Consider the following 24,652-nt stretch of genomic DNA (forward strand, 5'->3'; position numbering starts at 1 on the left):
GGCGCGCGGCACCGTGCCGTCGCGTTCGACCTCGAAAAGCCGCCGATCGCTCGGCAGCATCTGCCCTGAATCTACCGGCTCAGGGCAACGGAGCGGAATAGTCGATTCGCATGATCAACCCTGCGTTCGTGTTTACCCGAAGGTCCCGACCTCCGGCACGCGATCGGTCCGGCCGTAGCGGAGGAACATCACGCCGGCCTCGTCGGTGATCGGCGGCTGCAAGAGCCGCAGTACGGACGGCAGCGCGTCGTCGTCGAAGACCTTCTTGCCGGTGCCGAGCAGGATCGGATAGACCCAGAGGTTCAGCTCGTCGAAGAGCCCCTCGGCGAGCAGCGTGTGCACGAAGTCGATGCTGCCGATCACGTGCACCTTGCGATGAGCGGCCCGCAGCGCCGCGACCTCTGCCGCGAGGTCATCCCCGACCCGGCTGCTGCCCTGCCAGTCGAGCGCGAGATCGGCATCTCTCGTCGCCACATACTTCGGGACGCGGTCGAACAGCCTGCCGATGTGCCCCTCGGGGCCATCGGTGTGCTGCGGCCAGTACGACGCGAAGATGTCGTACGTCCGGCGACCGAGCAGCAGAGCATCGAGGCCCCGCATCCCGTCGTCCACCTCGGCGCCCATACCGGGTGACGGGTATCCCGCCTGCCAGCCGCTGAAGCGGAAACCACCCGACGTGTCTTCGCCGACGCCGCCCGGTCCTTGCGCGACACCGTCGAGGGTCATGAAGAGGTCGATCAGGATGCGGCCGGATGCGTCTTCGGTCTTGTCAGCGCTCATGTCAGTCAGTCAATAACAAGCGAATCTCGCCTACCAGCCCCTCTCCGATCCGCCGCTCGGGGGATGCCGGGAGGCGGTCGCCGCTCTACGGTGGAGGGATGCCTGCCCCTGCGTTCACCCGCACGCCGACCGCGCGCGAACGACGAGCCGATGTCATCCTCGCCGCCGTCATGTTCGTCGGCGCGGTGCTGAGCGCGGGGCTCTCCTCGATCGCAGAGATCTACGGCGACGAGCAGGCACCCCTGTGGTGGGCGCTCGTCTACGCCGTCGTCGCCACCGCTCCCCTGGCGTTCCGCCGCCGCTGGCCCGGGACCGCCGCCGTGATCGTGGCCGCGGCCTATTTCACGGCCGTCACCATCCGCGTCCCCGAGATCTACGTCGGCAACATCGTGATGTTCCTCACGCTGTACACGGTCGGCGCGTGGATGAACGACCGTCGTCGCGCGATGCTGGTGCGGGTCGGGATCATCGTCGGCATGTTCGTGTGGCTGATCATCACGATGTACCGCGACGCGATCAGCGAGGCCGACAAGGCCGATGTCGCCGCCGGAGCCATGTCGCCGTACGTCGCCTTCATGCTCATCCAACTGCTGCTGAACGTGCTCTACTTCGGCGGTGCCTACTACTTCGGCGAGCGCTCCTGGGCGGCAGCTGCGCAGCTGGCCGTGCTCGAGCAGCGCACCGTCGAACTGGAGCGCGAGCGCGAGGTCACCGCGGCGCAGGCCGTCGCCCTCGACCGGGTGCGCATCGCCCGCGAGCTGCACGACGTCGTCGCCCACCACGTGTCGGTGATGGGCGTGCAAGCCGGCGCCGCGCGTCTCGTGCTCGAGCGCGATCCCGCGGAAGCCGCCCGCATCCTCTCCGGCGTCGAGGGCTCGGCGCGCGACGCGATCCATGAGCTGCGCCAGTTGTTGGAGACTCTGCGCACACCGGGCGGCGAGACGACGGATGCGGCATCCACCCTTGCCCTGGACGACATCGCCGAGCTCGTGGAGGCGTCGACCGAGGCCGGGCTGCCCACGGACTACACGGTGATCGGCGAACCCGTGCCCGTGCCGTCACTGGTCGCGGTGAACCTGTACCGGATCGCCCAGGAGTCGCTCACGAACGCCCGCCGTCACGCCGGCAGCGGAGCGACCGCCGACGTCCGCGTGCGGTACGACGACGACGGCGTGGAGGTCGAGATCGTCAACACCGGGCGTACGGTCGCCCACCTCCGTCCGGGGCTCGGGCAGCTGGGGATGCGGGAGCGCGCCGCGGCATCCGGAGGCACGCTCGAGGTGACGTCTCGACCGCTGGGCGGGATGCGTGTGCGCGCCCGCGTGCCACTCCCGACACCGACCGGATCGAGCGTGCGATGAGCGAACCGATCCGCGTGCTGCTGGTCGACGACCACGCGCTGCTGCGCGCCGGCTTCCGCACCATCCTCGACACCCAGCCCGACATCACGGTGGTCGGCGAGGCCTCATCGGGAGCAGACGCCGTGGCGCAGGCATCCGCGCTCCGCCCCGACGTGATCACGATGGACGTGCAGATGCCGGACATGGACGGCATAGAGGCGACCCGTCGCATCGTCGCCGACCCCGCGGTCGAAGCCGCCATCGCGATCGTCACGACATTCGACAGGGACGACTACCTGTATCAGGCGCTGGATGCCGGAGCCAGCGGATTCCTGCTCAAGAACGCCGGCGCCGAGGATCTGATCGCCGCCGTCCGCGCTCTGGCGGCCGGCGACGGGATGCTCGCCCCCGAGGTGACCCGGCGAGTCCTCGCGCGGTTCGCCGCGACTCCCGCACCGACACGGACGGCTGTTCCGATCGACAGCGGCGCGACCCCGAAGGCCACGCTCATCGAGCCGCTCACCGACCGCGAGGCGGAGGTGCTGACACTGCTCGCCGATGCGCGGAGCAATGCCGAGATCGCGCGCGCGCTGTACATCGGCGAGGCCACGGTCAAGACGCACGTCTCCCGCATCCTGCAGAAGCTCGGTGCCCGCGATCGTGTGCAGGCCGTCGTGCTCGCGCACCGCATGGGGCTCGCGTAGGCGCCCGGTACACCGACGCTCCGCGATAACCTCGGAGCCATGCCCGAAACCGCACCCCTGTCCCGCCCGATCCTGGCGGGGGTGGTGACGGCACTCGTCGGATTCACCAGCTCGTTCGCGGTCGTGCTGACGGGTCTGGATGCGGTCGGGGCGGATGCGGCCCAAGCGGCGAGCGGACTGCTCGCCGTGAGCCTGATGATGGGCCTCGCGTGCGTCGTGCTCGCGTGGCGGTATCGGATGCCGATCACGGTCGCGTGGTCCACTCCCGGTGCCGCGTTGCTGGTGGCGACGGGCACCGTCGAGGGCGGCTGGCCGGCGGCGGTCGGGGCCTTCCTCGTGGCCGCCGCACTCATCCTGCTCACGGCACTGTGGCCGGCACTCGGAGCTCTCATCGCCCGCATCCCGCCGTCGATCGCGCAGGCGATGCTGGCCGGCGTGCTGCTCCCGCTGTGCCTGGCGCCGATCACGGGCATCGTCGCGAACCCCTGGGGCGTCATCCCGGTCGTGCTCACCTGGCTGGTGTTCGCCCGGCTCGCGCCGCGGTGGGCGGTTCCGCTCGCGTTCGTCGCGGCGGCCGTGGTCGTGGCGGTGTCGCTGATCGGCGCTTCCCTGGTGGACGGCGGGGCGCCGTTCGACCCCGCCGTCCTGCTGCCTCGCCTCGAGTTCACGGCGCCGACGTTCACGGTCGGGGCGCTGGTGGGGCTCGCGCTGCCGCTGTTCATCGTGACCATGGCCTCGCAGAACGTGCCGGGCATCGCCATCATGCGCAGCTTCGGCTACGAGGTGCCGTGGCGTCCGGCCATGCTCGTCACCGGCCTCGGCACCGCGCTCGGGGCGACGGCGGGCGGTCATGCCATCAACCTCGCAGCGATCAGCGCGGCCCTCGCCGCCTCACCGGATGCCGACCCCGACCCGAAGCGACGGTGGGTCGCCGGCGTCTCGACCGGGGCGTCGTACCTGGTGCTCGCGGTGTTCTCCGCTGCCTTCGCCGCTCTCGTGGTGCTCGCGCCCACCGCCGTGATCCCCGCGGTCGCCGGCCTCGCACTGTTCGCGGCGTTCGGCTCATCCGTGCAGCAGGCCATCGACGATCCGGGCGAGCGCATCCCCGCGGTCGTGACCTTCCTGGTCGCGGCATCCGGCATCGCCGTCTTCGGCGTCAGCGCCGCGTTCTGGGCCCTCGTCGCCGGTCTCGTCGTGCGCACGGTGCTGCACACCGGTCGTCGCTAGCCCGGGGTCACCCGCGGGGCGGACGGGGCGGACGGGGGCGGGTCCGCCACAGGGGGGATGCCCCGGGATGCCTGCGCTCCGTAGCGTGAGGGTATGACGACAGGAATGCTCGAACTCTCCGGCATCACCAAGAGCTACGGCTCTCGGCGCGTGCTCGACGATGTGTCCTTCACGGTGGCCCCCGGCCGCCTGACGGGCTTCGTCGGCGGCAACGGCGCCGGCAAGACCACCACCATGCGCATCGTCCTGGGACTGTTGTCCTCCGACGGCGGCACGGTCAACCTCGATGGCGCTCCGCTCACGACGGCGGACCGCCGCCGCTTCGGCTACATGCCCGAGGAGCGTGGCCTCTACCCGAAGATGAAGGTGCTCGAGCAGATCGTGTACCTCGCCCGCCTGCACGGCTTCGGCAAGCAGGATGCGACCGACCGGGCGACGGAGCTCCTCACCGAGCTCGGCCTCGGCGAACGACTGAACGACACGATCGAGTCGCTGTCGCTCGGCAACCAGCAGCGTGCGCAGATCGCTGCCTCGCTCGTGCACGACCCCGAGGTGCTGATCCTCGACGAGCCGTTCTCCGGCCTCGACCCGCTCGCGGTCGATGTGGTCGCCGGCGTGCTGCAGTCCAGCGCCGCGAAGGGCGCATCGATCCTGTTCTCCTCCCACCAGCTCGACGTGGTCGAGCGCCTGTGCGACGACCTCGTCATCCTCGCCGGCGGCACGATCCGCGCCTCCGGCTCGCGCGATGCGCTGCGCGCCGAGCATGCCCGTGACCGCTACGAGCTCGTCTCCGCCGGAGACGCCGGATGGCTGCGCACCGAGCCCGGTGTGACGGTCGTCGACTTCGAGGGCGGCTATGCCCTGTTCGACGCCGACGGCCCTGAGACGGCGCAGCGGGTGCTGCACTCCGCCGTGCAGCGCGGCGACGTCGCGAGCTTCGCGCCGAAGCATCCGTCCCTCGCCCAGATCTTCAAGGAGGTCATCCAGTGAGCACCCCTGCCCCCGTCCGCAGCACCAACGGCATCTGGCTCGTCGCCGAGCGCGAGATCGGATCGAAGCTGCGCAGCAAGGCCTTCCTGATCTCGACCGGCATCCTGCTGGTGCTCGCCCTCGCCGGCATCATCCTCGGTGGCTTCGCGAGCAAGAACACCGAGACGACGCCGATCGCCGCGACCGCGGAGACCGCCGCCGCCGTCTCCGCCATCCCGGGCTTCGAAGTCACCGAGGTGGCCGACCAGGCCGCCGCCGAGGAACTCGTGCGCGACGACAAGGTCGACGCCGCGGTGCTGCCCGGCGACGGGCCCTCGGGGTACACGATCATCGCGCTGCAGGATGCGCCGAGCTCGCTGGTCTCAGCACTGTCCCAGTCGCCCGACGTCGTGATCCTCGAGCCGGTCACGACGAACCCGCTCCTGCGCTACTTCATCGCGATCGCGTTCGGTCTCGTGTTCATGATGGCCGCCGCGACGTTCGGCGGCACCATCGCGCAGAGCGTCGTGGAAGAGAAGCAGACCCGCGTGGTCGAGGTGCTGCTGTCGGCGATCCCGGCGCGCACACTGCTGGCCGGCAAGGTCATCGGCAACACGGTGCTCGCGATGGGGCAGATCCTCGCCCTCGCGGCCGTCGCCACGATCGGGCTGATCGTCACCGGTCAACGCGAGGTGCTCACGACGCTCGGAGCGCCGATCATCTGGTTCGCCGTGTTCTTCCTGTTCGGCTTCATCCTGCTGGCGGCGATGTTCGCGGCCGCGGCGTCGATGGTCTCCCGCCAGGAAGACATCGGGTCGACGACCACGCCGATCACGATGCTGATCATGGCGCCGTACATCCTGGTCATCGTGTTCAACGACAACCCGCTGGTGCTGACGATCATGTCGTACGTGCCGTTCTCGGCCCCGGTCGGCATGCCGATGCGCCTGTTCGTCGGCGAAGCGCAGTGGTGGGAGCCGCTGCTGAGCCTGGTGATCCTGCTCGCGAGCTGCGTGGCCGCGATCGCCATCGGCGCGAAGATCTACGAGAACTCGCTGCTGCGCATGGGTTCGCGGGTCAAGCTCAGGGACGCACTGCGCGCCTGAGACTGCGCAACAGAGAAGCCCCCTGCTCCGCAACGCGCGGGGCAGGGGGCTTCTCTGTTGTGCGTCTCTGTTGTGCTGCGGGTCAGCCCGGGTCAGATCACGCCGTCGGCGAGCGTGGTCGGGTTGCCGAAGCGGTGGTTCGTGATCGAGACGGCCTGCTCGTGCAGGAACGGCAGCATCTCGACGCGGCCGGCACCGGTCACGGCGTGCGACCAGACCGCCACATCGGGGCTGCCGTCGAGTGCCTGATGCAGCGCTGCGGCGTCGCCGCCGACCAGACGCACGCGGTGCCACGAGTTCGCGGCCTTGGCGTAGCGCTTGGTCCAGGCCGCATCCGATTCGTGCTTCACCGTGACGCCGTGCGCGCGAAGCGCCTTCTCGACGCGCGAGGGCAGGGCCGGAGCCGACACCGTGAACGGGCTGCCGCTGCGCAGGGCGGCGGCGAGCACACGGATGCCGTCGACGAGCGGGGAGTTCTCGGCGATGCGCACGTCGATCGCGACCGGACGGTAGCGGAACAGGTTGCGCTCGACCCCGAGGCCGGACTTGTCGCTCACGGCTCCGAACTCGTCGACCCAGGCGCGCTCGTCGGATGCCGCGGCCCGCTGCAACCAGTCCGCCTCGACGGCGTCGAGCTCGGCACCCGCCGCGTCGAGCAGCGCGCCGACCGCGGGGACGACGGCAGCGCCGGGCGCGACCGCCGGAAGCTCCGCCGGGGTCCACTCGCCGAGGCCGAAGAGGTAGTTCGGCCCGCCGGCCTTGGCTCCGGCGCCGACGGCCGAGCGCTTCCAGCCGCCGAACGGCTGCCGCTGCACGATCGCGCCGGTGATGCCGCGGTTCACGTACAGGTTGCCGGCCTCGACCCGGTCGAGCCAGGTGGCGACCTCATCGGAATCGAGCGAGTGGATGCCGGCGGTCAGGCCGTAGTCGACCGCGTTCTGCAGGCGCAGGGCCTCGTCCAGGTCCTTGGCGTGCATGATGCCGAGCACCGGGCCGAAGAACTCGGTCAGGTGGAAGTAGGAGCCCTCACGCACGCCGGTCTTGACGCCAGGAGTCCACTGCTTCCCCTCGTCGTCGAGCTTGCGCGGCTTCACGAGCCAGTGCTCGCCCTTCTCCAGCTTCGTGAGCGCGGTGAGGAGCTTGCCGTTCGCGGGCTCGATGATCGGGCCCATCTGCGTAGCCGGGTCGTCGGGCAGTCCGACGCGCATCGAGGTCACGGCATCCACCAGCTGACGCTCGAACCGCTTGGAGTCGGCGACCGATCCCACGAGGATCGCCAGTGATGCGGCGGAGCACTTCTGCCCGGCGTGACCGAACGCGCTGCGGGCCACATCGGCGGCCGCGAGGTCGAGGTCGGCGGAGGGGGTGACGATGATCGCGTTCTTGCCACTGGTCTCGGCGAGCAGCGGCAGGTCGGAGCGGAACGAGCGGAACAGCTGCGCCGTCTCGTACGCACCCGTGAGGATCACACGGTCCACCGCGGGCCCGGCGACGAGGCGCGTGCCCAGGTCGCGGGAGGCGAGGTCGACGAGCGCGAGCAGGTCGCGCGGCACGCCGGCGGCCCACAGCGCCTCGACCATCACGGCACCGCAGCGCTGGGTGAGCTTGGCCGGCTTGATGATCACGGCCGATCCCGAGGCCAGACCCGCGAGCACACCACCGGCGGGGATCGCGACCGGGAAGTTCCACGGCGGCGTGACCACGGTGACCTTCGACGGCATGAACTCGGCGCCCGAGACGGTCTCGAGGTCCTTGGCGCGCTCGGCGTAGTAGTGCGCGAAGTCGATGGCCTCGCTGATCTCGGGGTCGGACTCGGCGATGGTCTTGCCCGCCTCATGGGCCATGATCTCGATGAGCTGTCCACGGCGCGCGGCGAGCTCGTCTCCGGCACGGTGCAGCACGGCGGCGCGGTCGGCGGCGGGCAGGGCGGCCCACTTCTCAGCGGCCGCGGTCGCGGCGTCGAAGATGCCGTCGAGCTCGGCATCCGTCTCGACCTTGGCGATCGCGATGGTGTCGAGGCCCAGCCTCGACCCGACCGAACGGCCGAGGATCTCGCGGCCCCACGCACGATTCGCGGCGATGGCCGGGTCGGTGTCGGCCTGGTTCTCGAAGCCCACGGTCGTGCCGGCGGGAGCTTCCGCGGTACGGTCCTGCACGCGGTGGGGTGCCGGGACGAACTCCGGCTCGTCGGTGGCGAGGGCGGCGAGCGAGCGCTCGAAGCGCTCCCGCTCCCGGGTGAGGAGCGTCGGGTTGGAGGCCAGCTCGAACACCGCCGACATGAAGTTCTCGGGGCTGGCGTTCTCCTCGAGACGGCGCACCAGGTACGCGATCGCCACGTCGAACTCGGCCGGGTTGACGACCGGTGTGTAGAGCAGCAGGCGGCCGACGTCCTTGCGGACGGCCTCGGCCTGACCCGTCGCCATGCCCAGCAGCATCTCGTATTCGACGAGCGGGTCGGCACTGTCAGGGTCAGCGACCCCGCGAGCCTGCGCGAGCAGCCAGGTGTAGGCGATGTCGAACAGGTTGTGCCCCGCGACGCCGATACGCACGGCATCCAGTCGCTCGGGGGTCATCGCCCAGTCGAGCACCCGCTTGTAGTTGGTGTCGGAGTCCTGCTTGGTGCCGTAGGTCGCGAGCGGCCAGCCGTGGATCGCCGCGTCGACCTCTTCCATCGCGAGGTTCGCGCCCTTGACGACGCGCACCTTGATCGGCGCCCCGCCCTTCGCGCGGCGGGCCGTAGCCCACTCCTGCAGGTGCTGCATGGCGCCGAGGGCGTCGGGCAGGTAGGCCTGCAGCACGATGCCGGCCTCGAGGTTCGCCAGCCCCGGCTGGTCGAGGATGCTCGTGAAGGCCGCGATCGTGAGGTCGAGGTCGCGGTACTCCTCCATGTCGAGGTTGATGAACTTGGCCTTGCCTTTGGCTTCGGCCTTCGCGGCGAGTTCGTAGAGCGGGGTCAGCTTCTCGACGACATCCGCCACGGCCTCGTCGAACGACCACATCGACAGCTGGCTCACGACGCTGGAGACCTTGATCGAGACGTAGTCGACGTCGTCGCGGGCCAGGAAGTCGCGCGTGCCCTGCAGGCGGTGCCCGGCTTCGCGCTCGCCGAGCACGGCCTCCCCGAGCAGGTTGAGGTTCAGGCGATTTCCGCTCTTGCGCAGCTTCGCGATCGCGGGCCCGAGCTTGGCCGGGGTGGCATCGAGCACGAGGTGCCCGACCATGGCCCGCAGCACGCGGCGCGAGATCGGCACGACGACACCGGGGAGCTTCGGCGCCCAGAAGCCGCCGGTCTTGATCGCGGCCCGCAGGTAGCCGGGCAGGAGGGTCGGGGTGATCTCCGAGATCTCGGCGAGCTTGCGACCCGCCACGCGCAGGTCTTCCGGACGCATCACGCCGTCGACGAAGCCGACCGTGAACGCGAGCCCGTTCGGGTCCTTGAGCACCTCCGACAGGCGCTGCGCGGCCGGCTCGACGGGGTGGGTCTCGCTCTCGACGAGCCAGCGCTGCACGAGGGCGGCGACGTCTTCGGTACGGGGAATGGTGGTGTCGGCGGCGACAGGCATCGGTGGACCTTCCAAGAGAGCGCACACCGGGGTTTCGTGTGCGGCTGGATCATTGTCCTGCCGCTCGGTAGGCTCCGTCTATCAACCGATTTGCGTGGATTCTGTTCACTCAAGCTGAACGAAGGAAACGGCCATGCTGGACGTGAACCGACTGCGGATGCTCGTGGAGCTGTCGCGCCGCGGCACGCTCTCCGCCGTGGCCGACGCGCTCTCGTACAGCAAGGCCTCGGTGTCGCAGCAGCTGAGCGCACTGGAGCGCGACGTGGGCGTGCCGCTGCTGCGTCGAGTCGGCCGCGGGGTGCAGTTCACGCCGCAGGGAAACGTGCTGGTCACGCAGGCCATCGGCATCCTCGATCAGCTCGAGCACGCCGAGGTCGCGGTCGCCGAGTCGCTCACCGAGGTGACGGGCACCGCGCGCATCGCCGTGTTCCAGTCGACCGCGCACTCCCTGCTGCCGCGCGCCCTCGATGCCCTCAAAGAGAGGCATCCGGCGCTGCGAGTCGAGGTCACCGAGTGCGACCCGGAGACCGGGCTGGTCGGAGTGTCCAGCCGCGACTTCGACCTGATCCTCGCCGAGCAGTATCCGGGGCGCACGCGCCCGATCCACGCCGACCTCGACCGGGTGGTGCTCGCCCACGACGCGATCGCCCTCGCCCGTCGACCCGGAGCACCTCGGCATGCGGATGCCCTCGCGGAGCTGTGGTCGACCCGCGACGAGCCGTGGGTGCTCGAGCCTGCCGGCACGGCATCCCGCGCCTGGGCCGAGGAGCTCTGCCGCACCGCGGGGTTCGAGCCCGACGTACGCTTCGAGATCGCCGACCTCACGGCGCACGTGCGCCTGATCCACGCCGGGCTCGCGGTCGGGCTGCTGCCCGAGCTCGTGTGGGCCGGCGACACCCCGACCGTTGACCTGGCGCCGCTTCCCCACGAGCCGCGCCGCGAGATCTTCTCCTCGGCACGGAAGGTCTCCGCCGCCGCCCCGTCCATCCGGGCGGTGCGCAGCGCGCTCGCGGACGCCGCGTCGCACAACCTGCCCGTCTAGCGGCACGCAGAACACCACAGCATTCGGGAATATGCATGCACATGCATCTGTTCTGTCCCGTGTACCCGGACGAAGGAGTCCGATCCACTCCTTCTGAAAGGCACTTCCGTGAGCACTCCCGTGATCGACCGCACCGCCCCGACCGAGCACCCCGTCCTCGACGTCCTCGCCGGCCGCTGGAGCCCCCGCGCCTTCGACGCGCAGAACTCGATCGACGAGGCCAAGCTCGCCACCGCCCTCGAGGCCGCTCGCTGGAGCCCGTCCGCCAACAACACGCAGCCGTGGCGCTTCATCGTCGCCCGCCGCGGCACCGCCCTGCACGCCCAGGTCACCGGCGCACTGATGGGCTTCAACCAGGCATGGGCCGGTAACGCCGCCGTGCTCGTGGTCGCGATCGCCGAGACGGCAGCGGCCGATGGCACCCCCATCACCCACGCCCTCTACGACCTCGGTCAGGCCGTCGCGCACTTCTCGGTGCAGGCCCACCACGACGGACTCGTCGTGCACCAGATGAGCGGCTTCGACCCGGAGGTCGTCCGGGAGTTCGCCGACCTCGAGGCCCGCTTCGTCCCCACCACGGTCTTCGCCGTCGGCGAGTTCGGTGACATCGAGGCGCTTCCCGAGGTGCTGCAGGAGCGCGAGGTCGCTCCGCGCGTGCGTCGCCCGATCAACGAGACGGTCGTCCTCAGCGCCTGACCTACGCTCTCTCTGAACGGGGCCTCCGGATTGTCCGGGGGCCCCGTTAGCGTTTCGGGATGGACTCCCTCCGCATCACCGGGGCGCGGACGAACAACCTCCGCGACGTCTCGCTCGACGTCCCCAAGAAACTGCTGACCGTCTTCACCGGCGTCTCCGGATCGGGCAAGTCGTCGCTGGTGCTCGACACGATCGCCGCCGAGGCGCAGCGGCTCGTCAACGACTCGTACTCGACCTTCATCCGTTCGCGGCTGCCGCAGATGCCGGCGCCAGACGTGCAGTCCATGGACGGTCTGACCTTCACGGTGCTGATCGACCAGCGCCGGTTCACGGGCAATGCGCGCTCGACCGTGGCGACCGCGACCGACCTGGCCTCGCTCGTGCGCCTGGTGTTCTCCCGCGTCGCCGAGCCGTCGGCCGGGTACTCCCCCGCCTATTCGTTCAACGATCCGTCCGGCATGTGCCCGACCTGCGAGGGGCTCGGCACGGTGTACGACATCGACATCGACGCCCTGATCGATCCCGAGAAGAACATCGATGAAGGGCCGGTGCGGTTCAGCCTGTTCCGTCCGGGTGTGTATCGGTGGAAGCGGTTCGCGTACTGCGGGCTGTTCGACCGCCAGAAGCCGCTGAAGGACTATACGGCCGAGGAGATGGATCAGTTCCTCTACGCCGACAAGCTCAAGCTCGACGACCCGGATCCGCGTTTCCCGCAGAGCGCCCGGTTCGACGGGGTGATCACCCGCATGCGCGACGTGTTCCTGAAGCAGCGCCCGGTGAAGATGTCGGCGCAGGTGCGCGAAGAGCTCGACCGGCTCGTGACCCACCACACCTGCCCGGACTGCCACGGCGCGCGGGTGAACGAAGCGGCGCGGGCGAGCCTCATCGACGGGCGATCGATCGTGGACTGGATGCGGATGCCGGTGGCCGAACTGCATGCGCTACTCGACGCCTTCGACGACCCTCGGGTGGCGCCGGCGGTCGAGGGCGTCCGTCATGTGCTCGATGCCCTGCTCTCCGTCGGGCTGGGCTATCTCACGCTCGACCGCGAATCCTCGACCCTGTCCGGCGGCGAGGCGCAGCGCGTCAAGATCGTGCGCCACCTCGGCAGCGCCCTGACCGACGTGACCTACGTGTTCGACGAGCCGAGCACCGGGCTGCACCCCGCCGACATCCAGCGCCTCGTCGCCCTGCTGCAGCGGCTGCGCGACGCGGGCAACACGATCCTCGTGGTCGAGCACCACCCGCAGGTGATCGCGGTCGCCGACCATGTGGTCGACCTCGGGCCGGGCGCGGGCTCCGCCGGCGGCAGTGTGCAGTTCGAGGGCACGCCCGCAGCGCTGCGCGGCAGCGACACCCTCACCGGACGAGTGCTCGCCGAGCCGTTGGCGATCCGCGAAAAGACCCGGCAGCCCTCGGGTCGCATCACCGTGAAGGATGCACGCTCGCACAACCTGCGCGGGTTCGACGTCGATGTCCCGCTCGGCGTGCTCACCGCGATCACGGGGGTCGCGGGTTCGGGCAAGAGCTCCTTCGCCACCGTGGAGCTGCCGCGCCAGCATCCGGAGTTCACGGTCGTCGGGCAAGACGCGCTGCGTGGCGGAGCGCGGTCGACGACGCTGAGCATCCTGCGCATCGCCGACACGGTGCGCGAGGTGTTCGCCGCCGCGTCGGGCCTCGACCCGTCGTGGTTCAGCTTCAACTCGCGCGGAGCCTGCCCCACCTGCCGTGGGCGCGGACACATCACGACCGAGCTCGCGTTCCTCGACGACGTCTCGCTGCCCTGCGACGCGTGCGGCGGCCTGCGTTTCAACCCGACCGCTCTCGGGGTGCAGGTCGACGGCGCCTCGATCGCCGATGTGCTGGCATCCACGCCCGCCGAGGTCAGCAGGCTGTTCTCCGCGCATCCCGATGTGGTCTCGGCCCTGGACTGGGTACAGCGCACCGGGCTGCACTACATCCCGGTCGGACGTTCGCTCGACACCCTCTCGGGAGGTGAGAAGCAGCGGCTGCTCCTCGCCCGGCATCTCAGTGATCCGCGGCGCGACTCCGCCGACCGGATCATCCTCGACGAGCCCACTTCGGGACTGCACCCCACCGACGTCGACACGATCAACACCCTCTTCGACGACCTGCTCGACGACGGTGCGACCCTGGTGGTCGTCGAACACAACCTGCGGGTGGTCGCGCGCGCGGATCATGTCATCGACATCGGCCCCGGCGCCGGATCGGACGGCGGCCGGCTGGTCTTCGCCGGCAGCCCGGCGCAGCTCGTGCGCGATGGCGACTCGCTCACCGGCCGAGCCCTCGCGACGGCCTCCCGCGCCTGATCGCAGCGCGACGACTCTCCCGAAATGAAGGAGAACTCACGCCGGGAAGGATGCTCCGCAGCATCCGCTCCTTCATTGCGTGAGTTCTCCTTCAGAACGTGAGGCCGGACTCGCAACTCATCCGCCGGTGCTGACAAGCAGTACCGCCGCCGATACACCGGCACTCTCGTGCGACAGAGCTCGCGACGGTGTCTGTCTGGTTTCTATCGTCGTATAAGCGCGGATCTACAGCGTTCGCCGGTGACGCATTCCGCACGGAGGACGAGATGACCGCATTCCCCGAGTGGACGCAGGACATGTCCCGCGTGCTGAAACACGCGACGCCCATGATGCTGGCGCAGGTCATCCCTCTCGGCACGTCGTTCATCCTGCTGGCAGTGGCTCTCGCGACAGGAAGAACCGACTTCGCCGCCATCATCGGCACGACGGCGACCATCAGCGGGCTCGGCACGCTCATCAACGTCGGCGTGGGGATCGGCACTCTGCGTGATCTGGGTCAGGCCCGCACCGATCCCGTCCGGATCGCGGATGCCATCGCCGGCAACCTTCGCCTCGCCTCGGCGGTGTCTGTCATCGTCGTCGCGATCAGCGCCGCAGCGGGCGTCGCACTCACCTATGCCTCACCCTCCGGCTCGGTCCTCGCGGTCGCACTGTGGGTGGCGCTAGTCGTGCAGCTTCCGGCGAACATCCTGTCGTCGCATACCAGCGTTCTCGCTGCCGCTTTCCAGCACCTCGGCCGCGAGAAGGACAACCTGACGATCACCCTCACCCGATCGCTGATCGGTCTGGCGCTCGGCCTGGCCGTCGTCCTGCTCATCCCGAGTCCGATCCTCGCCATCGCGCTGCAGTCGGCGCTCGCCTCGCTCATGGTCATCGCCATGCTCTGGGAACGTCGGCGGCGACTACTCCGAGCCGGAATCCGGGTTCGCATTCTCCGCGCCCCCGATTTCTCGCTTCGCCGCATCGGGGATCGAGTTCTCAACTCTCTCGACGGCGCGGTCTTCATGGTGCTCTTCATGGTCGCGCAACTGGTCGCAGCCAGCATCTCCGTCGAAGTCGCCGCACAGGTCGCCGCCGGCGTCGCGCTGTGCCGCACCATCATCATCCCGCTGAAGATGATCGGCCAGACCGCCGGAAGGATGACCCTGCAGGATCGCGCTCGGGAGCCGAGGTACCGGGTGGCGTCGTACGGCGTCGTCGGCATCTTCGTCGTCCCCCTCGCGCTGTCCCTCATCCTGCTCTCCGCGTTCAGCCTGAGCCCGGTGGGCGATCCGGTGCTGGGGCTCCTCATCGCTCTGCAGCTGCTGCTGGAGCCGTTCTCCGGATCCCTGTTCGCCTACATGAAGGTCACCTTCGGCTCCACAGCCGGACTGCTCGGGCTGATCCTCACCTATCTGGTGCTCGCACCCGCCACGCTGATCATCGGCCGGTTCGCAGCCCCGAGCGCGGTGGGCCTATGGGCCGCCCTGCTTCTCGTCAGGCTCCTCTTCAGCGTGGCGAACCTGGCTGCGCTTCGGACGCTCCTTCGCTCACAGGACACCGTGACCACCCGCCCGAAATGAAGGAGAACTCACGCCGGGAAGGATGCTCTGCAGCATCCGCTCCTTCGTAGCGTGAGTTCTCCTTCAGAACGTGCGGCGGTCGCGCGGCTCCGGAAGGGAACGACTCAGTCGTCGAGCAGCTCCGCCTCGATCACGTCGTCATCATCGTCGTCCTCGGGCGCGGGCTCGGGCGTCGTCGACGTGAGCACGAGGCCCGCACCGTCGGCACCGACATCCACCCGCACGGTGTCGCCGTCGCGCACACCGCCGGAGAGCAGTGCGGTCGCCAGCTTGTTCTGCACCTCGCTCTGGATGAGGCGGCGCAGCGGCCGCGCACCGAACATCGGGTCGTACCCGCGCTCGGCGAGCCACGACCGGGCATCCGGCGTCACGGCGAGCGTGAGTCGACGATCCTTCAGGCGGTCGTGCAGCTGGTCGACCGAGAGTTCGACGATCTGCGCGAGGTCGTCTTCACTCAGGGCCGAGAACATCACGATGTCGTCGAGACGGTTCAGGAACTCCGGACGGAACGCCTGGCGCACGAGCGCCATCACCTGCTCGCGCTTGGCCTCCGGCGACAGCACCGGATCGATGAGGATCGGCGAGCCGAGGTTCGACGTGAGGATCAGGATGACGTTCGAGAAGTCGACCGTGCGACCCTGGCCATCGGTGAGGCGACCGTCGTCGAGCACCTGCAGCAGCACGTCGAATACCTCGGGGTGCGCCTTCTCGACCTCGTCGAGCAGGATCACGCTGTACGGACGACGCCGCACGGCCTCGGTCAGCTGACCACCCTGTTCGTAGCCGATGTATCCCGGAGGGGCACCGACGAGCCGCGACACCGAGTGCTTCTCGCCGTACTCCGACATGTCGATGCGCACCATGGAGTGCTCGTCGTCGAACAGGAACTCCGCCAGCGCCTTGGCCAGCTCGGTCTTACCGACACCGGTCGGTCCGAGAAACAGGAACGACCCGGTCGGACGCCCGGGGTCGCTGATGCCGGCACGAGAGCGCCGAACAGCATCCGACACCGCCTTGACCGCATCCTTCTGTCCGATCAGGCGCTTGCCGAGCTCACTCTCGAGGTGCAGCAGCTTCTCGCTCTCACCCTGCAGCAGACGACCCACGGGGATGCCGGTCCACGCGGCGATGACCGCGGCGATGTCCTCTTCGGTGACCTGCTCGTTGACCATGCGCGGTTCGGCAGGGGTCGCGGCCTCGGCCTGCTCGGCTTCGGCGATGTCGCGCTCCAGGCGCTTGATGGTCTCGTACTCCAGCTTCGAGGCCTTGGTGTAGTCGGCGTTGCGCATGGCGAGGTCGCGCTGCGTGATCGCGTCGTCGAGCTGCTTCTTGAGCTCGCCGACCCGGTTCAGCCCCTGACGCTCACGCGCCCACCGGGCCTCCAGCTCCGCGAGTTCCTTCTCCATGCCGACGAGCTGCTCGCGCAGAGCGCCGAGGCGCTCCTTCGATGCGGCATCCTTCTCACGCTTGAGGGCCAACTCCTCCAGCTTCAGCCGGTCGACCTGACGCTTGAGCTGGTCGATCTCGACCGGCGAGGAGTCGATCTCCATCTTGAGCCGAGACATCGACTCGTCGATCAGGTCGATGGCCTTGTCGGGGAGCTGACGCGCAGGAAGGTACCGGTTCGAGAGCGCGGCAGCGGCGACGAGGGCGCTGTCCGAGATCGTGACTCCGTGGTGCGCCTCGTAGCGCCCCTTGAGCCCGCGGAGGATCGCGATGGTGTCCTCGACCGTGGGCTCGCCGACGTACACCTGCTGGAAGCGACGCTCGAGCGCGGCATCCTTCTCGATGAACTCGCGGTACTCGTTGAGCGTCGTCGCACCGATCAGCCGTAGCTCGCCGCGGGCCAGCATGGGCTTGAGCATGTTGGAGGCCGCGACCGATCCCTCGCCGCCGCCCGCGCCCATCAGCACGTGCAGCTCGTCGATGAACGTGATGACCTGACCCTCGGACTCGGTGATCTCCTTGAGGACCTGCTTCAGCCGCTCCTCGAACTGCCCGCGGTACATGGCGCCGGCCACGAGGGCGGAGATGTCGAGCGTGACCAGCTCCTTGTCCTTGAGCGACTCGGCCACGTCGCCCGCGACGATGCGCTGGGCGAGACCCTCGACGACGGCGGTCTTGCCGACGCCGGGCTCGCCGATCAGCACCGGGTTGTTCTTGGTGCGGCGGGTGAGCACCTGGCTCACGCGACGGATCTCGCTGTCGCGTCCGATCACGGGGTCGAGCTTGCCCTCGCGGGCGCGGTCGGTCAGGTTGATGCCGAACTGCTCGAGGGCGGACTGCTGGTCTTGGTTCTGGTTGCCGGTCTGCGGGGTGGTCATGCGCTCCTCCTGGAGATGCTCCTTCTGGTCGTCTCCCGCCTTCCAGATCGGGAGACGGGGTAAAAGTTGAGTCTTGTTGACTCAAGTTTAGCACTCGCCGAGATTCTCCTCCAGCCCCAGCCTCCCGTCAGCGCTCCTGCGCGACGGCGTCCCAGATCGCGGCCGCGACCGCACGTTTCGACCCGGAGGCCATGCCCGCTTCCGTCCCGCCCGGCCCGAAGATGTGCACGGTGTTCTCGGCGCTCTCGAACCCGCGCTCCCAGCCGACCTCGTTCACCACGAGCAGGTCCACGCCCTTGCTCTGCTGCTTGCGGCGAGCGCGGGCGAGGAGTTCCGCCTCATCTTCCGGGGTCTCCGCGGCGAAGGCGATGACGAGCTGCCCGGGCTTCCGCGCCGCCGCGAGTGCGGCGACGATGTCCTCGTTCTCGACCAGCTCGATGGTCGGCACTCCCCCCGCCTCCTTGGTGAGCTTGCGGTTCGAGACCTCCACCGGCCGATAGTCGGCCACGGCCGCCGCCATCACGACCACATCGGCCGCTGCGGCCTCGCGCTTCATCGCTTCGGCGAGCTCGGCGGCCGCACCGACGGAGACGACGCGGATGGACGGATGCCGCGCCTCGGCGAGCACGTCACCCGCGATGTTCGCCGCGACCAGGGTCACCTCGGCGCCACGTGCGGCGGCCTCGGCGGCGAGGGCCGCCCCCTGCCTGCCGCTGGACCGGTTGCCGAGGAAGCGTACGGGGTCGATGGGCTCGCGCGTGCCTCCGGCCGAGACGACGACCCGCATCCCGGCGAGGTCGCCGGGCGCCAGCAGCGCTTGGGCTGCCGCGAAGATCTCCTCGGGCTCCGACATCCGCCCTGGTCCGCTGTCGCCGCCCGCGAGCTCGCCGTCGGCCGGGCCGACGATGTGCACGCCGCGCTCCCGCAGCGTCGCGATGTTCGCCTGCGTGGCCCTGTTCCGCCACATCTCGGCGTGCATGGCCGGCGCGATCAGCACCGGAGCCTCGGTGGCGAGCAGGGTCGTACCAAGGAGGTCGTCGGCGAGACCGGCGGTGATCTTGGCGATCGAGTTCGCGGTCGCCGGCGCCACGATCACGAGCTCGGCGGCCTGGCCGAGTGCGACGTGCCGCACCTTGGCCACGTCGTCGTGCACGCTCGTGGTGACCGGGTGGCGACTGATCGCCTCCCACGTCGGCAGCCCGACGAAGCGCAGCGCATCCGCGGTGGGCACCACGGTCACGTCATGCCCGCCCTTCGTGAGCAGGCGCACGAGGTGCACCGTCTTGTACGCGGCGATGCCGCCCGTGACTCCGACGACGATGTTCACATCTCGATTCTGCCCCAGCATGCGCCGCCGTGGGGCCGACGTCGTCGCCCTCGACCTAGACTTGGACCCGTGTGCACGGTCGTGATCGATGTCGAGAATGCCGGTGTCGCGAGGCTCTTGGCGGTGCGTGACGAAGACCCGCAGCGGGAATGGGACGCCCTCGGCCCCTGGTGGCCGGAGCGGTATTCGGGCGTGATCGGGATCCGCGACCGGCGGGCCGGTGGGGCCTGGCTCGCCGCCAACCCCGCGGAACGGCGGCTGGCCGTGCTGCTGAACCGCGCCGACGTGCGCGACCTCCCCGATGCGCACGCCGTCTCCCGCGGATCCCTCGCACTGGAATCGGTCATGGGCCGCTCCCCCGTCGCCCCGCTCCCCATGCACGGCTTCAACCTGCTGGAGGTCGGTCCCGAAGGTGCGCGCGTGCTGTCATGGGACGGCGTCGAGCTGCGCGAGACGCCCATCGATCCGGGCACGCACATGATCGCGCACGACGACCTCGACGACGAGACGACTCCGCGGATCGAGGCCTGGCTGCCGGAGTTCCGTGCTCTGGGTCCGACGGCCGACAGCCCGGACTGGACGGCCGAATGGACCGCGCTGCTGGCGTCCTCGACCGAACTGCCCCCCGAAGACGACCGCGCGATCATCCGCGACAACCGCCCGCACGGGTACCCCACGCAGTCGCTCCTCTATGCGACGGCATCCGTCACCCCCACAGGCCTCGAGGTTCGCGATCACGCGCTCCCCACACCGGCGCACTGGAGCATCTGAGCGCACGCCCCGCGCATCACCGGGTGCAGGCGACGGATGCGCCACGCCGAGGACTGCGTAGTCATTCCGCGCCTCCCCGCGGTCTAGCATGGGAAGCCCGGCACGGAAGAGGAGGGCCCATGCCGCCGAAGTCCCGCGGTGTGACCAGCGTCGACGTCGCCCGAGCGGCAGGCGTGTCACAGACGACGGTGTCCCGCATCGTCAACGGCCATGAGGGCGTGTCGGAGCGAGTGCGCGCCAAGGTCGAGGCAGCCATCCAGCAGCTCGACTACCGCCCCAACCTCAGCGCCCGAAGCCTCGTCACCAGCCGCACCCAGACGATCGGCGTCGTGCTGGGCGACCCGCGCAACAGTTACTACGCCGAACTGCTGCACACGATCAGCGATGATCTCAACCGAGCCGGATACCGCGCTCTCATCCTCAGCGGTCGCGCCGACACCACCGAGGACCTCGCGCGGACCCTGCGGGAGACGAACGTGGACGGCGTCATCCTCACGACGACGCTGCTCTCGCCCGATGACGAGGGTCGCATCGTATCGCTCGGCGTTCCCGCGGTGACGATGGGCCCCGGCGCCGTGCCCGACAACGACTCGATCTCTCCCGACAACATCGACGGGGGTCGCATCGCGGGCCGTCACCTCGCATCCCTCGGACATCGACGCATCGGAGTGATCGCCGGCCCGCTCGGCACGACCTCCGTCCGCGACCGACACGAGGGGTTCCTCTCGGAGCTCGATGCCGCCGGGGTCGTGTTCGACCCGTCGCTGCTCGACGTCGCCGACCTCGACTACACGAGGGCGTTCGAGGCGGCGACTCGCCTGCTGCAGCTGCCGGAGCCCCCCACCGCGCTCTTCTGCCACAACGACCTCGTGGCCTTCGGCGCCCTGAACGCCGCGAAGGCGCTCGGAATCGGCGTGCCCGACGAGGTGTCGGTGCTCGGGTTCGACGATGTCGCGATGTCGTCGTGGCAGGCCTTCGATCTGACGACGGTGCGCCAGCCGATCCTCGACATGGCGCACGGCGCCGTCGAGCTGCTGCTCGCGCGTCTCGCCGCGCCCGAACAGGACGCCGCGCACGTGCTGCTGCCCTGCTCACTGGTCGAGCGTTCGACCACCAGGGCGCTCTGACCGGAGCGCCCGCTCACGCCGCCGAAGACTCGTCCGACGCGCAGGAGAACCGCGCGCGGTAGGCCGTGGGGGTGAGTCCGAGGACCCGTGCGAAGTTCTGTCGGAGCACCGCCGCCGAGCCGAAGCCGCATTCGTCGGCGATGTGGTCGAGCGGAAGGTCGGTGCGCTCCAGCATCCGCTGCGCGTGGATGATGCGCTGGCGCGCGAGCCACGCGGCGGGCGTCGCCCCGTACTCGGCCTTGAAGCGCCGGGCGAAGGTTCGCGGTGACATCAGTGCCCTGGCCGCGAGCTGATCGACACCGAGGTCGTCGCGGAGGTGCTCGACGGCCCAGTCGGCGACCGCGGCGAGCGAGTCGGTGGCGACCACGGGGATCGGACGGTCGATGAACTGCGCCTGGCCGCCGTCACGCTGCGGCGGCACCACCATGCGGCGCGCGATGCGGTTCGTGAGCTCGGCTCCCACCTCCTGGCGGAGCAGATGCAGGCAGGCATCGATCCCGGCGGCGGTGCCGGCGCTGGTGATGATCTTCCCGTCCTGCACGAAGAGCACGTCGGGGTCGATGTCGATCTGCGGGTACATGTCGGCCATCACGTGCGCGTACATCCAGTGCGTCGTCGCCCGACGTCCGTCGAGCACGCCGGCGGCGGCGAGGATGAACGACCCGCTGCAGACGCTCATCACCCAGGCGCCGCGGTCGACGGCGTGCCGGGCGACGTCGAGCAGGAGCGGATCGATGTCGCCCCAGCGCTCGCGAGGGAGCGGGCAGAACACCACGAGGTCGGCTTCGTACGCGAAGGCCAGGTCGTGCTCGACGTTGACCGAGAAGCCGATCTTCGACTGCACGACACCCGCGCGCGGGGCGACGATGCGGAAGTCGAAGTTCGGCACGCCGTCGCTGGATCGATCGAGTCCGAACGCCTCGCAGGCGACGCCGAACTCGAACGGCGCGAAGCCATCTTGGATGACGCAGGCCACTGTCTTCATACACACTCCCGATTGGCAGTTTTCATACGATGGTAGTCGATTCTGCCACTCGTGACAGTTCGGCATCGAACGTAGCGTTTCTGCCATGATACTCGTCATCGCACTCCTCGCTCTGGTCGCATGGGCGACTATCGCCACCGTCATCGAACTCCGTCGCGACGGCTACCACCCCACGCCGACGGACTGGAATCGCGTCGGCGGCCGCGACGTCCACCAGAGGGCCGAGTCCGGACACGGCTACCGCTGAACCGAGCTCGACCCCCCGGTGTATGGTCGGCTCATGATCCCGCTCGACAGCCTCGTCGCCTTCGCCGTCGCCTCCATCGTGATCATCGCCATCCCCGGTCCGAGCGTGCTGTTCGTGATCGGCCGCTCTCTCTCGCTCGGTCGCCGTGCCGGCGTGCTCAGCGTCGTCGGCAACGCCCTCGGCACCGTACCGGCCGTTCTCGCCGTGGCCTTCGGGGTCGGCGCCATCGTCGCGTCTTCCGTGGTGGCGTTCACCCTCATCAAGATCGTCGGCGCCGCCTACCTGGTCTGGCTCGGCGTACAGGCGATCCGCCACCGTCACGACCACGTCCCTGATGCGGATCGAGCGCCGGCCTCCGCCGCGAAGCTGCTGCGCCAGGGCTTCATCGTCGGTCTGACCAACCCGAAGACGATCGCGTTCTTCGTGGCCGTGCTCCCGCAGTTCGTCGTCCCGGCGGCCGGCCCGGTCTGGGCCCAGCTTCTTCTGCTCGGTCTCACCTTCCAGACGCTCGCACTGGTCTGCGACAGCGTGTGGGCCCTCGCCGCCGGAACCGCGCGCGCCTGGTTCGCCCACTCGCCGCGTCGCATGTCGACGCTCTCCGGCACCGGCGGCGTGATGATGATCGGGCTCGGCGGCACGCTGGCCCTGACCGGCGCGAAGAGCTGAATCCCCTCCCCGTGCGAATCGCGGGCGCCACGGCTACGCTCGTCGTCATGAGCGAGCCCCAGCAGCCTCCCGCGCACCTGCCCGCCGATCCGCAATACCCCGGCACGCATACGTTCCCGACCCACGCGTCCAGTGCGCCGCCATCGACCCCCGCTGCTCCCGCTGCTCCCGCTGCTCCCGCTGCTCCCACGCATCCGACCGCCGCCCCCGCGCATCCGACGGCCTACCCGACCGCTGCTGCGGCCTACCCGGCCGGGGCTTCGGGCCAGCCCGCGTCGTGGCCGGCCGCGGCGGCAGCTCCCGCCGCCCCGGCCGGCAGCGCGCTCGGGCGGACCGCCTTCGTGATCGCCGTCATCACACTCGCGGTCAATCTCATCTCCTCGATCGTGCGACTCCTGATCTACACGTCGAACTTCGGATACGGATCCGCCTACGCGATCGATGAGGCGATCGGCGTGATCTCCTTCTTCGCCTACCTCGTGGCGCTCGTGCTGGGCATCATCGCCGCGCGTCGCCCGGGTCCGCGCCTTCTCGCCGGCGTCGCGATCGGCATCGCGGGCGCCGGTGCCCTCGGGATGATCTTCAGCTGGGTCGGCATCGCGTTCCTGGGATTCGTCTGATCGCGGGCGCCCCACCTCCCCGCATCAGCGCCGGGCGAGCACCCGCTCGTAGACCTCGACCATGGCGGCCGTGCGCGATGACTGGCGGAATGCCTCGGCGACCTCGGGAACCGGCGTCGGTGCGGTGCCTGCGGCGATGTCGGATGCGGCCAACCGCAGGGTCTCCGTGAGCGCAGCGAGTCGTCGGGCCTCGAGCTCCCGGCCCGATGCGGTGGCGCCGGCATCCGGAACCGCCCACAGCCCCCCGCCGAGCTCCGCCGCGATGTCGGGGTCACAGATCACGGAGGGCGTGCCGAGCGTGGCCGCCTCGAACGGCGTCATCCCCTGGGTCTCGAAGCCGATCGACGTCTGCACGAGCGCGTCGGCGGCGGCGATCCGCTCCAGGGTCTGCGGGTAGGTCAGTCGTCCGGCGAAGCGCACGCCGTCGTGGCCGCGCACGATCTTCTCGGCCGCGGCGCGCTGCCCTCCGCCGCCGATGATCTCGAGTTCCGCGTCGATGCCGGCGGCGACGAACGCGTCGAGGAACGGCAGCAGGCGCTTCTCGGGGCTCATCCGTCCGAGCCAGAGGAAGCGGGGGCGTCCGGGCTCCCGGGCCGCCGGTCGCGCAGCGAGCGTCTGTGCGCGCAGGTCATCGTCGATGCCGTTCCAGATCACGTCGACCCGCGGGAACACGTCGTGCTGCTCGAGGCGTCGCGCGAAATGCGTCGACGGCGCGGTCACGGCGGATGCTCCGGCGGCGAGGCCGCGCAGGAACGCCCAGCCGTCGGCACCCCGCACGGGTTCGCCGATCCCGCGCATCGCGCCGCCGCGCCAGGCGTTCAACACGGCGAGCACGGGGCGGTGCAGCGGAGTGACGGCCGCGATCCCGACATCGACGCGGTTGTGCATGGTGTGCACGACCGGGACGCCGTGACGCTGGGCGTAGCGATGCCCGATGAACGCGCCCCAGAAATCGGCCTGCACATGCACCAGATCCACCGGGGGGCGACGGGTCATCGCCCTGTCGAGGAAGCGGTCGGTCGCGCGCCCCGGCCACGTCATCGAGTACTCGCGGTCGAGCGTGATCGGCGTCGAGGGGAGGTCGACGTACGCCCCGCCGTGGGTGCCCGTCGACGAGCGCGAGCCGTGCATCTTCGGCGCGACGACCGTGACGGTGTGTCCGGCGCGTTCGAGGAACTCCCGCTGGAGCCGCATCGACACCTGCGCTCCGCCGAGGGAGTCGAGGTGCTGATCGCCGAAGAAGACGATGTGCATGGCGGGCTACTC

The 24,652-nt window shown here is 69.7% G+C and carries 20 protein-coding genes; 14 read left to right on the top strand and 6 right to left on the bottom strand.

The window, feature by feature from the left end:
- Positions 1 to 132 precede the first annotated feature (132 nt).
- Complete coding sequence (locus ACCO44_RS17235) at positions 133 to 780, bottom strand: dihydrofolate reductase family protein (protein ID WP_372467554.1); 648 nt, start codon at positions 778 to 780, stop codon at positions 133 to 135.
- Positions 781 to 878: 98 nt separating this feature from the next.
- On the opposite strand from ACCO44_RS17235, the gene ACCO44_RS17240 reads away from it, so the two are divergent.
- From ACCO44_RS17240 to ACCO44_RS17260, 5 genes are all read left to right on the top strand, one after another.
- Positions 879 to 2,141, top strand: coding sequence for a sensor histidine kinase (locus tag ACCO44_RS17240; RefSeq protein WP_029262817.1), 1,263 nt, complete (start codon positions 879 to 881; stop codon positions 2,139 to 2,141).
- Complete coding sequence (locus tag ACCO44_RS17245) at positions 2,138 to 2,824, top strand: response regulator (RefSeq protein ID WP_372467556.1); 687 nt, start codon at positions 2,138 to 2,140, stop codon at positions 2,822 to 2,824. The genes ACCO44_RS17240 and ACCO44_RS17245 overlap by 4 nt, the downstream gene beginning before the upstream one ends.
- Before the next feature lie 39 nt (positions 2,825 to 2,863).
- Positions 2,864 to 4,051, top strand: a complete 1,188-nt coding sequence (locus ACCO44_RS17250; protein ID WP_372467557.1) for a benzoate/H(+) symporter BenE family transporter — start codon at positions 2,864 to 2,866, stop codon at positions 4,049 to 4,051.
- Positions 4,052 to 4,156: 105 nt separating this feature from the next.
- Entirely contained in the window at positions 4,157 to 5,041 is an 885-nt protein-coding gene (locus ACCO44_RS17255; protein WP_372469424.1) for an ABC transporter ATP-binding protein, read from the top strand.
- Positions 5,038 to 6,126, top strand: a complete 1,089-nt coding sequence (locus ACCO44_RS17260; RefSeq protein ID WP_372467558.1) for an ABC transporter permease — start codon at positions 5,038 to 5,040, stop codon at positions 6,124 to 6,126. Before ACCO44_RS17255 ends, ACCO44_RS17260 begins: the two co-directional genes overlap by 4 nt.
- Before the next feature lie 92 nt (positions 6,127 to 6,218).
- Here ACCO44_RS17260 and ACCO44_RS17265 read toward each other — a convergent pair whose 3' ends face one another.
- On the bottom strand, positions 6,219 to 9,689 hold the full coding sequence (locus tag ACCO44_RS17265; protein WP_372467559.1) for a proline dehydrogenase family protein: 3,471 nt from the start codon (positions 9,687 to 9,689) through the stop codon (positions 6,219 to 6,221).
- A 133-nt stretch (positions 9,690 to 9,822) separates the two neighbouring features.
- On the opposite strand from ACCO44_RS17265, the gene ACCO44_RS17270 reads away from it, so the two are divergent.
- The 4 genes from ACCO44_RS17270 to ACCO44_RS17285 all read left to right on the top strand — a co-directional run bounded on the left by ACCO44_RS17270 (position 9,823) and on the right by ACCO44_RS17285 (position 15,319).
- Positions 9,823 to 10,731, top strand: a complete 909-nt coding sequence (locus tag ACCO44_RS17270; protein WP_372467560.1) for a LysR substrate-binding domain-containing protein — start codon at positions 9,823 to 9,825, stop codon at positions 10,729 to 10,731.
- 108 nt (positions 10,732 to 10,839) lie between these two features.
- Positions 10,840 to 11,427 carry a nitroreductase family protein gene (locus ACCO44_RS17275; RefSeq protein WP_372467561.1) on the top strand — a complete coding sequence of 196 codons (588 nt, stop codon included), beginning with the start codon at positions 10,840 to 10,842 and terminating at the stop codon, positions 11,425 to 11,427.
- A gap of 59 nt (positions 11,428 to 11,486) precedes the next feature.
- Positions 11,487 to 13,757, top strand: coding sequence for an ATP-binding cassette domain-containing protein (locus ACCO44_RS17280; protein WP_372467563.1), 2,271 nt, complete (start codon positions 11,487 to 11,489; stop codon positions 13,755 to 13,757).
- Between the two features lie 266 nt (positions 13,758 to 14,023).
- Positions 14,024 to 15,319 (top strand): hypothetical protein, encoded by a 1,296-nt coding sequence (locus ACCO44_RS17285; RefSeq protein WP_372467564.1) that lies wholly within the window; start codon positions 14,024 to 14,026, stop codon positions 15,317 to 15,319.
- A 104-nt stretch (positions 15,320 to 15,423) separates the two neighbouring features.
- Here the strand turns inward: ACCO44_RS17285 and ACCO44_RS17290 are convergent, their stop codons facing one another.
- Together ACCO44_RS17290 and coaBC are read right to left on the bottom strand one after the other, a co-directional pair.
- A complete protein-coding gene (locus ACCO44_RS17290; protein ID WP_372467565.1) occupies positions 15,424 to 17,643 on the bottom strand; it encodes an ATP-dependent Clp protease ATP-binding subunit in 2,220 nt (739 codons plus the stop codon).
- Positions 17,644 to 17,770: 127 nt separating this feature from the next.
- A complete protein-coding gene (gene coaBC / locus ACCO44_RS17295) occupies positions 17,771 to 18,970 on the bottom strand; it encodes a bifunctional phosphopantothenoylcysteine decarboxylase/phosphopantothenate--cysteine ligase CoaBC (RefSeq protein ID WP_372467566.1) in 1,200 nt (399 codons plus the stop codon).
- Positions 18,971 to 19,039: 69 nt separating this feature from the next.
- On the opposite strand from coaBC, the gene ACCO44_RS17300 reads away from it, so the two are divergent.
- Entirely contained in the window at positions 19,040 to 19,741 is a 702-nt protein-coding gene (locus ACCO44_RS17300) for an NRDE family protein (protein ID WP_372467568.1), read from the top strand.
- Positions 19,742 to 19,860: 119 nt separating this feature from the next.
- Positions 19,861 to 20,868 carry a LacI family DNA-binding transcriptional regulator gene (locus tag ACCO44_RS17305; RefSeq protein ID WP_105711566.1) on the top strand — a complete coding sequence of 336 codons (1,008 nt, stop codon included), beginning with the start codon at positions 19,861 to 19,863 and terminating at the stop codon, positions 20,866 to 20,868.
- Between the two features lie 13 nt (positions 20,869 to 20,881).
- On the opposite strand, the gene ACCO44_RS17310 is transcribed toward ACCO44_RS17305, so the two are convergent.
- Positions 20,882 to 21,853: a GlxA family transcriptional regulator gene (locus ACCO44_RS17310; protein WP_029262803.1), complete on the bottom strand. Its 972-nt coding sequence runs from the start codon at positions 21,851 to 21,853 to the stop codon at positions 20,882 to 20,884.
- 85 nt (positions 21,854 to 21,938) lie between these two features.
- Here ACCO44_RS17310 and ACCO44_RS17315 point away from each other — a divergent pair, with 85 nt between their 5' ends.
- From ACCO44_RS17315 to ACCO44_RS17325, 3 genes are read left to right on the top strand one after another with little or no spacing between them, the layout of a single operon-like run.
- A complete protein-coding gene (locus ACCO44_RS17315; RefSeq protein ID WP_181156328.1) occupies positions 21,939 to 22,100 on the top strand; it encodes a hypothetical protein in 162 nt (53 codons plus the stop codon).
- A 33-nt stretch (positions 22,101 to 22,133) separates the two neighbouring features.
- Positions 22,134 to 22,766 carry a LysE family translocator gene (locus tag ACCO44_RS17320; RefSeq protein ID WP_372467570.1) on the top strand — a complete coding sequence of 211 codons (633 nt, stop codon included), beginning with the start codon at positions 22,134 to 22,136 and terminating at the stop codon, positions 22,764 to 22,766.
- Positions 22,767 to 22,813: 47 nt separating this feature from the next.
- Entirely contained in the window at positions 22,814 to 23,386 is a 573-nt protein-coding gene (locus ACCO44_RS17325; protein WP_372467571.1) for a hypothetical protein, read from the top strand.
- A gap of 24 nt (positions 23,387 to 23,410) precedes the next feature.
- Here ACCO44_RS17325 and ACCO44_RS17330 read toward each other — a convergent pair whose 3' ends face one another.
- Positions 23,411 to 24,640: a glycosyltransferase gene (locus ACCO44_RS17330; protein ID WP_372467572.1), complete on the bottom strand. Its 1,230-nt coding sequence runs from the start codon at positions 24,638 to 24,640 to the stop codon at positions 23,411 to 23,413.
- Between the last annotated feature and the right edge of the window lie 12 nt (positions 24,641 to 24,652).

The organism is Microbacterium maritypicum (assembly GCF_041529975.1).
Classification (GTDB): Bacteria; Actinomycetota; Actinomycetes; order Actinomycetales; family Microbacteriaceae; genus Microbacterium.

Excerpts from the sequence above, each read along its gene's own strand:
- ACCO44_RS17285 (WP_372467564.1), top strand. The coding sequence starts at position 14,024 with ATGACCGCATTCCCCGAGTGGACGCAGGACATGTCCCGCGTGCTGAAA.
- ACCO44_RS17330 (WP_372467572.1), bottom strand. The coding sequence starts at position 24,640 with ATGCACATCGTCTTCTTCGGCGATCAGCACCTCGACTCCCTCGGCGGA.
- ACCO44_RS17255 (WP_372469424.1), top strand. The coding sequence starts at position 4,157 with ATGCTCGAACTCTCCGGCATCACCAAGAGCTACGGCTCTCGGCGCGTG.
- ACCO44_RS17265 (WP_372467559.1), bottom strand. The coding sequence starts at position 9,689 with ATGCCTGTCGCCGCCGACACCACCATTCCCCGTACCGAAGACGTCGCC.
- ACCO44_RS17235 (WP_372467554.1), bottom strand. The coding sequence starts at position 780 with ATGAGCGCTGACAAGACCGAAGACGCATCCGGCCGCATCCTGATCGAC.
- ACCO44_RS17320 (WP_372467570.1), top strand. The coding sequence starts at position 22,134 with ATGATCCCGCTCGACAGCCTCGTCGCCTTCGCCGTCGCCTCCATCGTG.
- ACCO44_RS17280 (WP_372467563.1), top strand. The coding sequence starts at position 11,487 with ATGGACTCCCTCCGCATCACCGGGGCGCGGACGAACAACCTCCGCGAC.
- ACCO44_RS17250 (WP_372467557.1), top strand. The coding sequence starts at position 2,864 with ATGCCCGAAACCGCACCCCTGTCCCGCCCGATCCTGGCGGGGGTGGTG.
- ACCO44_RS17310 (WP_029262803.1), bottom strand. The coding sequence starts at position 21,853 with ATGAAGACAGTGGCCTGCGTCATCCAAGATGGCTTCGCGCCGTTCGAG.
- ACCO44_RS17305 (WP_105711566.1), top strand. The coding sequence starts at position 19,861 with ATGCCGCCGAAGTCCCGCGGTGTGACCAGCGTCGACGTCGCCCGAGCG.
- ACCO44_RS17325 (WP_372467571.1), top strand. The coding sequence starts at position 22,814 with ATGAGCGAGCCCCAGCAGCCTCCCGCGCACCTGCCCGCCGATCCGCAA.
- ACCO44_RS17270 (WP_372467560.1), top strand. The coding sequence starts at position 9,823 with ATGCTGGACGTGAACCGACTGCGGATGCTCGTGGAGCTGTCGCGCCGC.
- ACCO44_RS17290 (WP_372467565.1), bottom strand. The coding sequence starts at position 17,643 with ATGACCACCCCGCAGACCGGCAACCAGAACCAAGACCAGCAGTCCGCC.
- ACCO44_RS17240 (WP_029262817.1), top strand. The coding sequence starts at position 879 with ATGCCTGCCCCTGCGTTCACCCGCACGCCGACCGCGCGCGAACGACGA.
- ACCO44_RS17315 (WP_181156328.1), top strand. The coding sequence starts at position 21,939 with ATGATACTCGTCATCGCACTCCTCGCTCTGGTCGCATGGGCGACTATC.
- ACCO44_RS17245 (WP_372467556.1), top strand. The coding sequence starts at position 2,138 with ATGAGCGAACCGATCCGCGTGCTGCTGGTCGACGACCACGCGCTGCTG.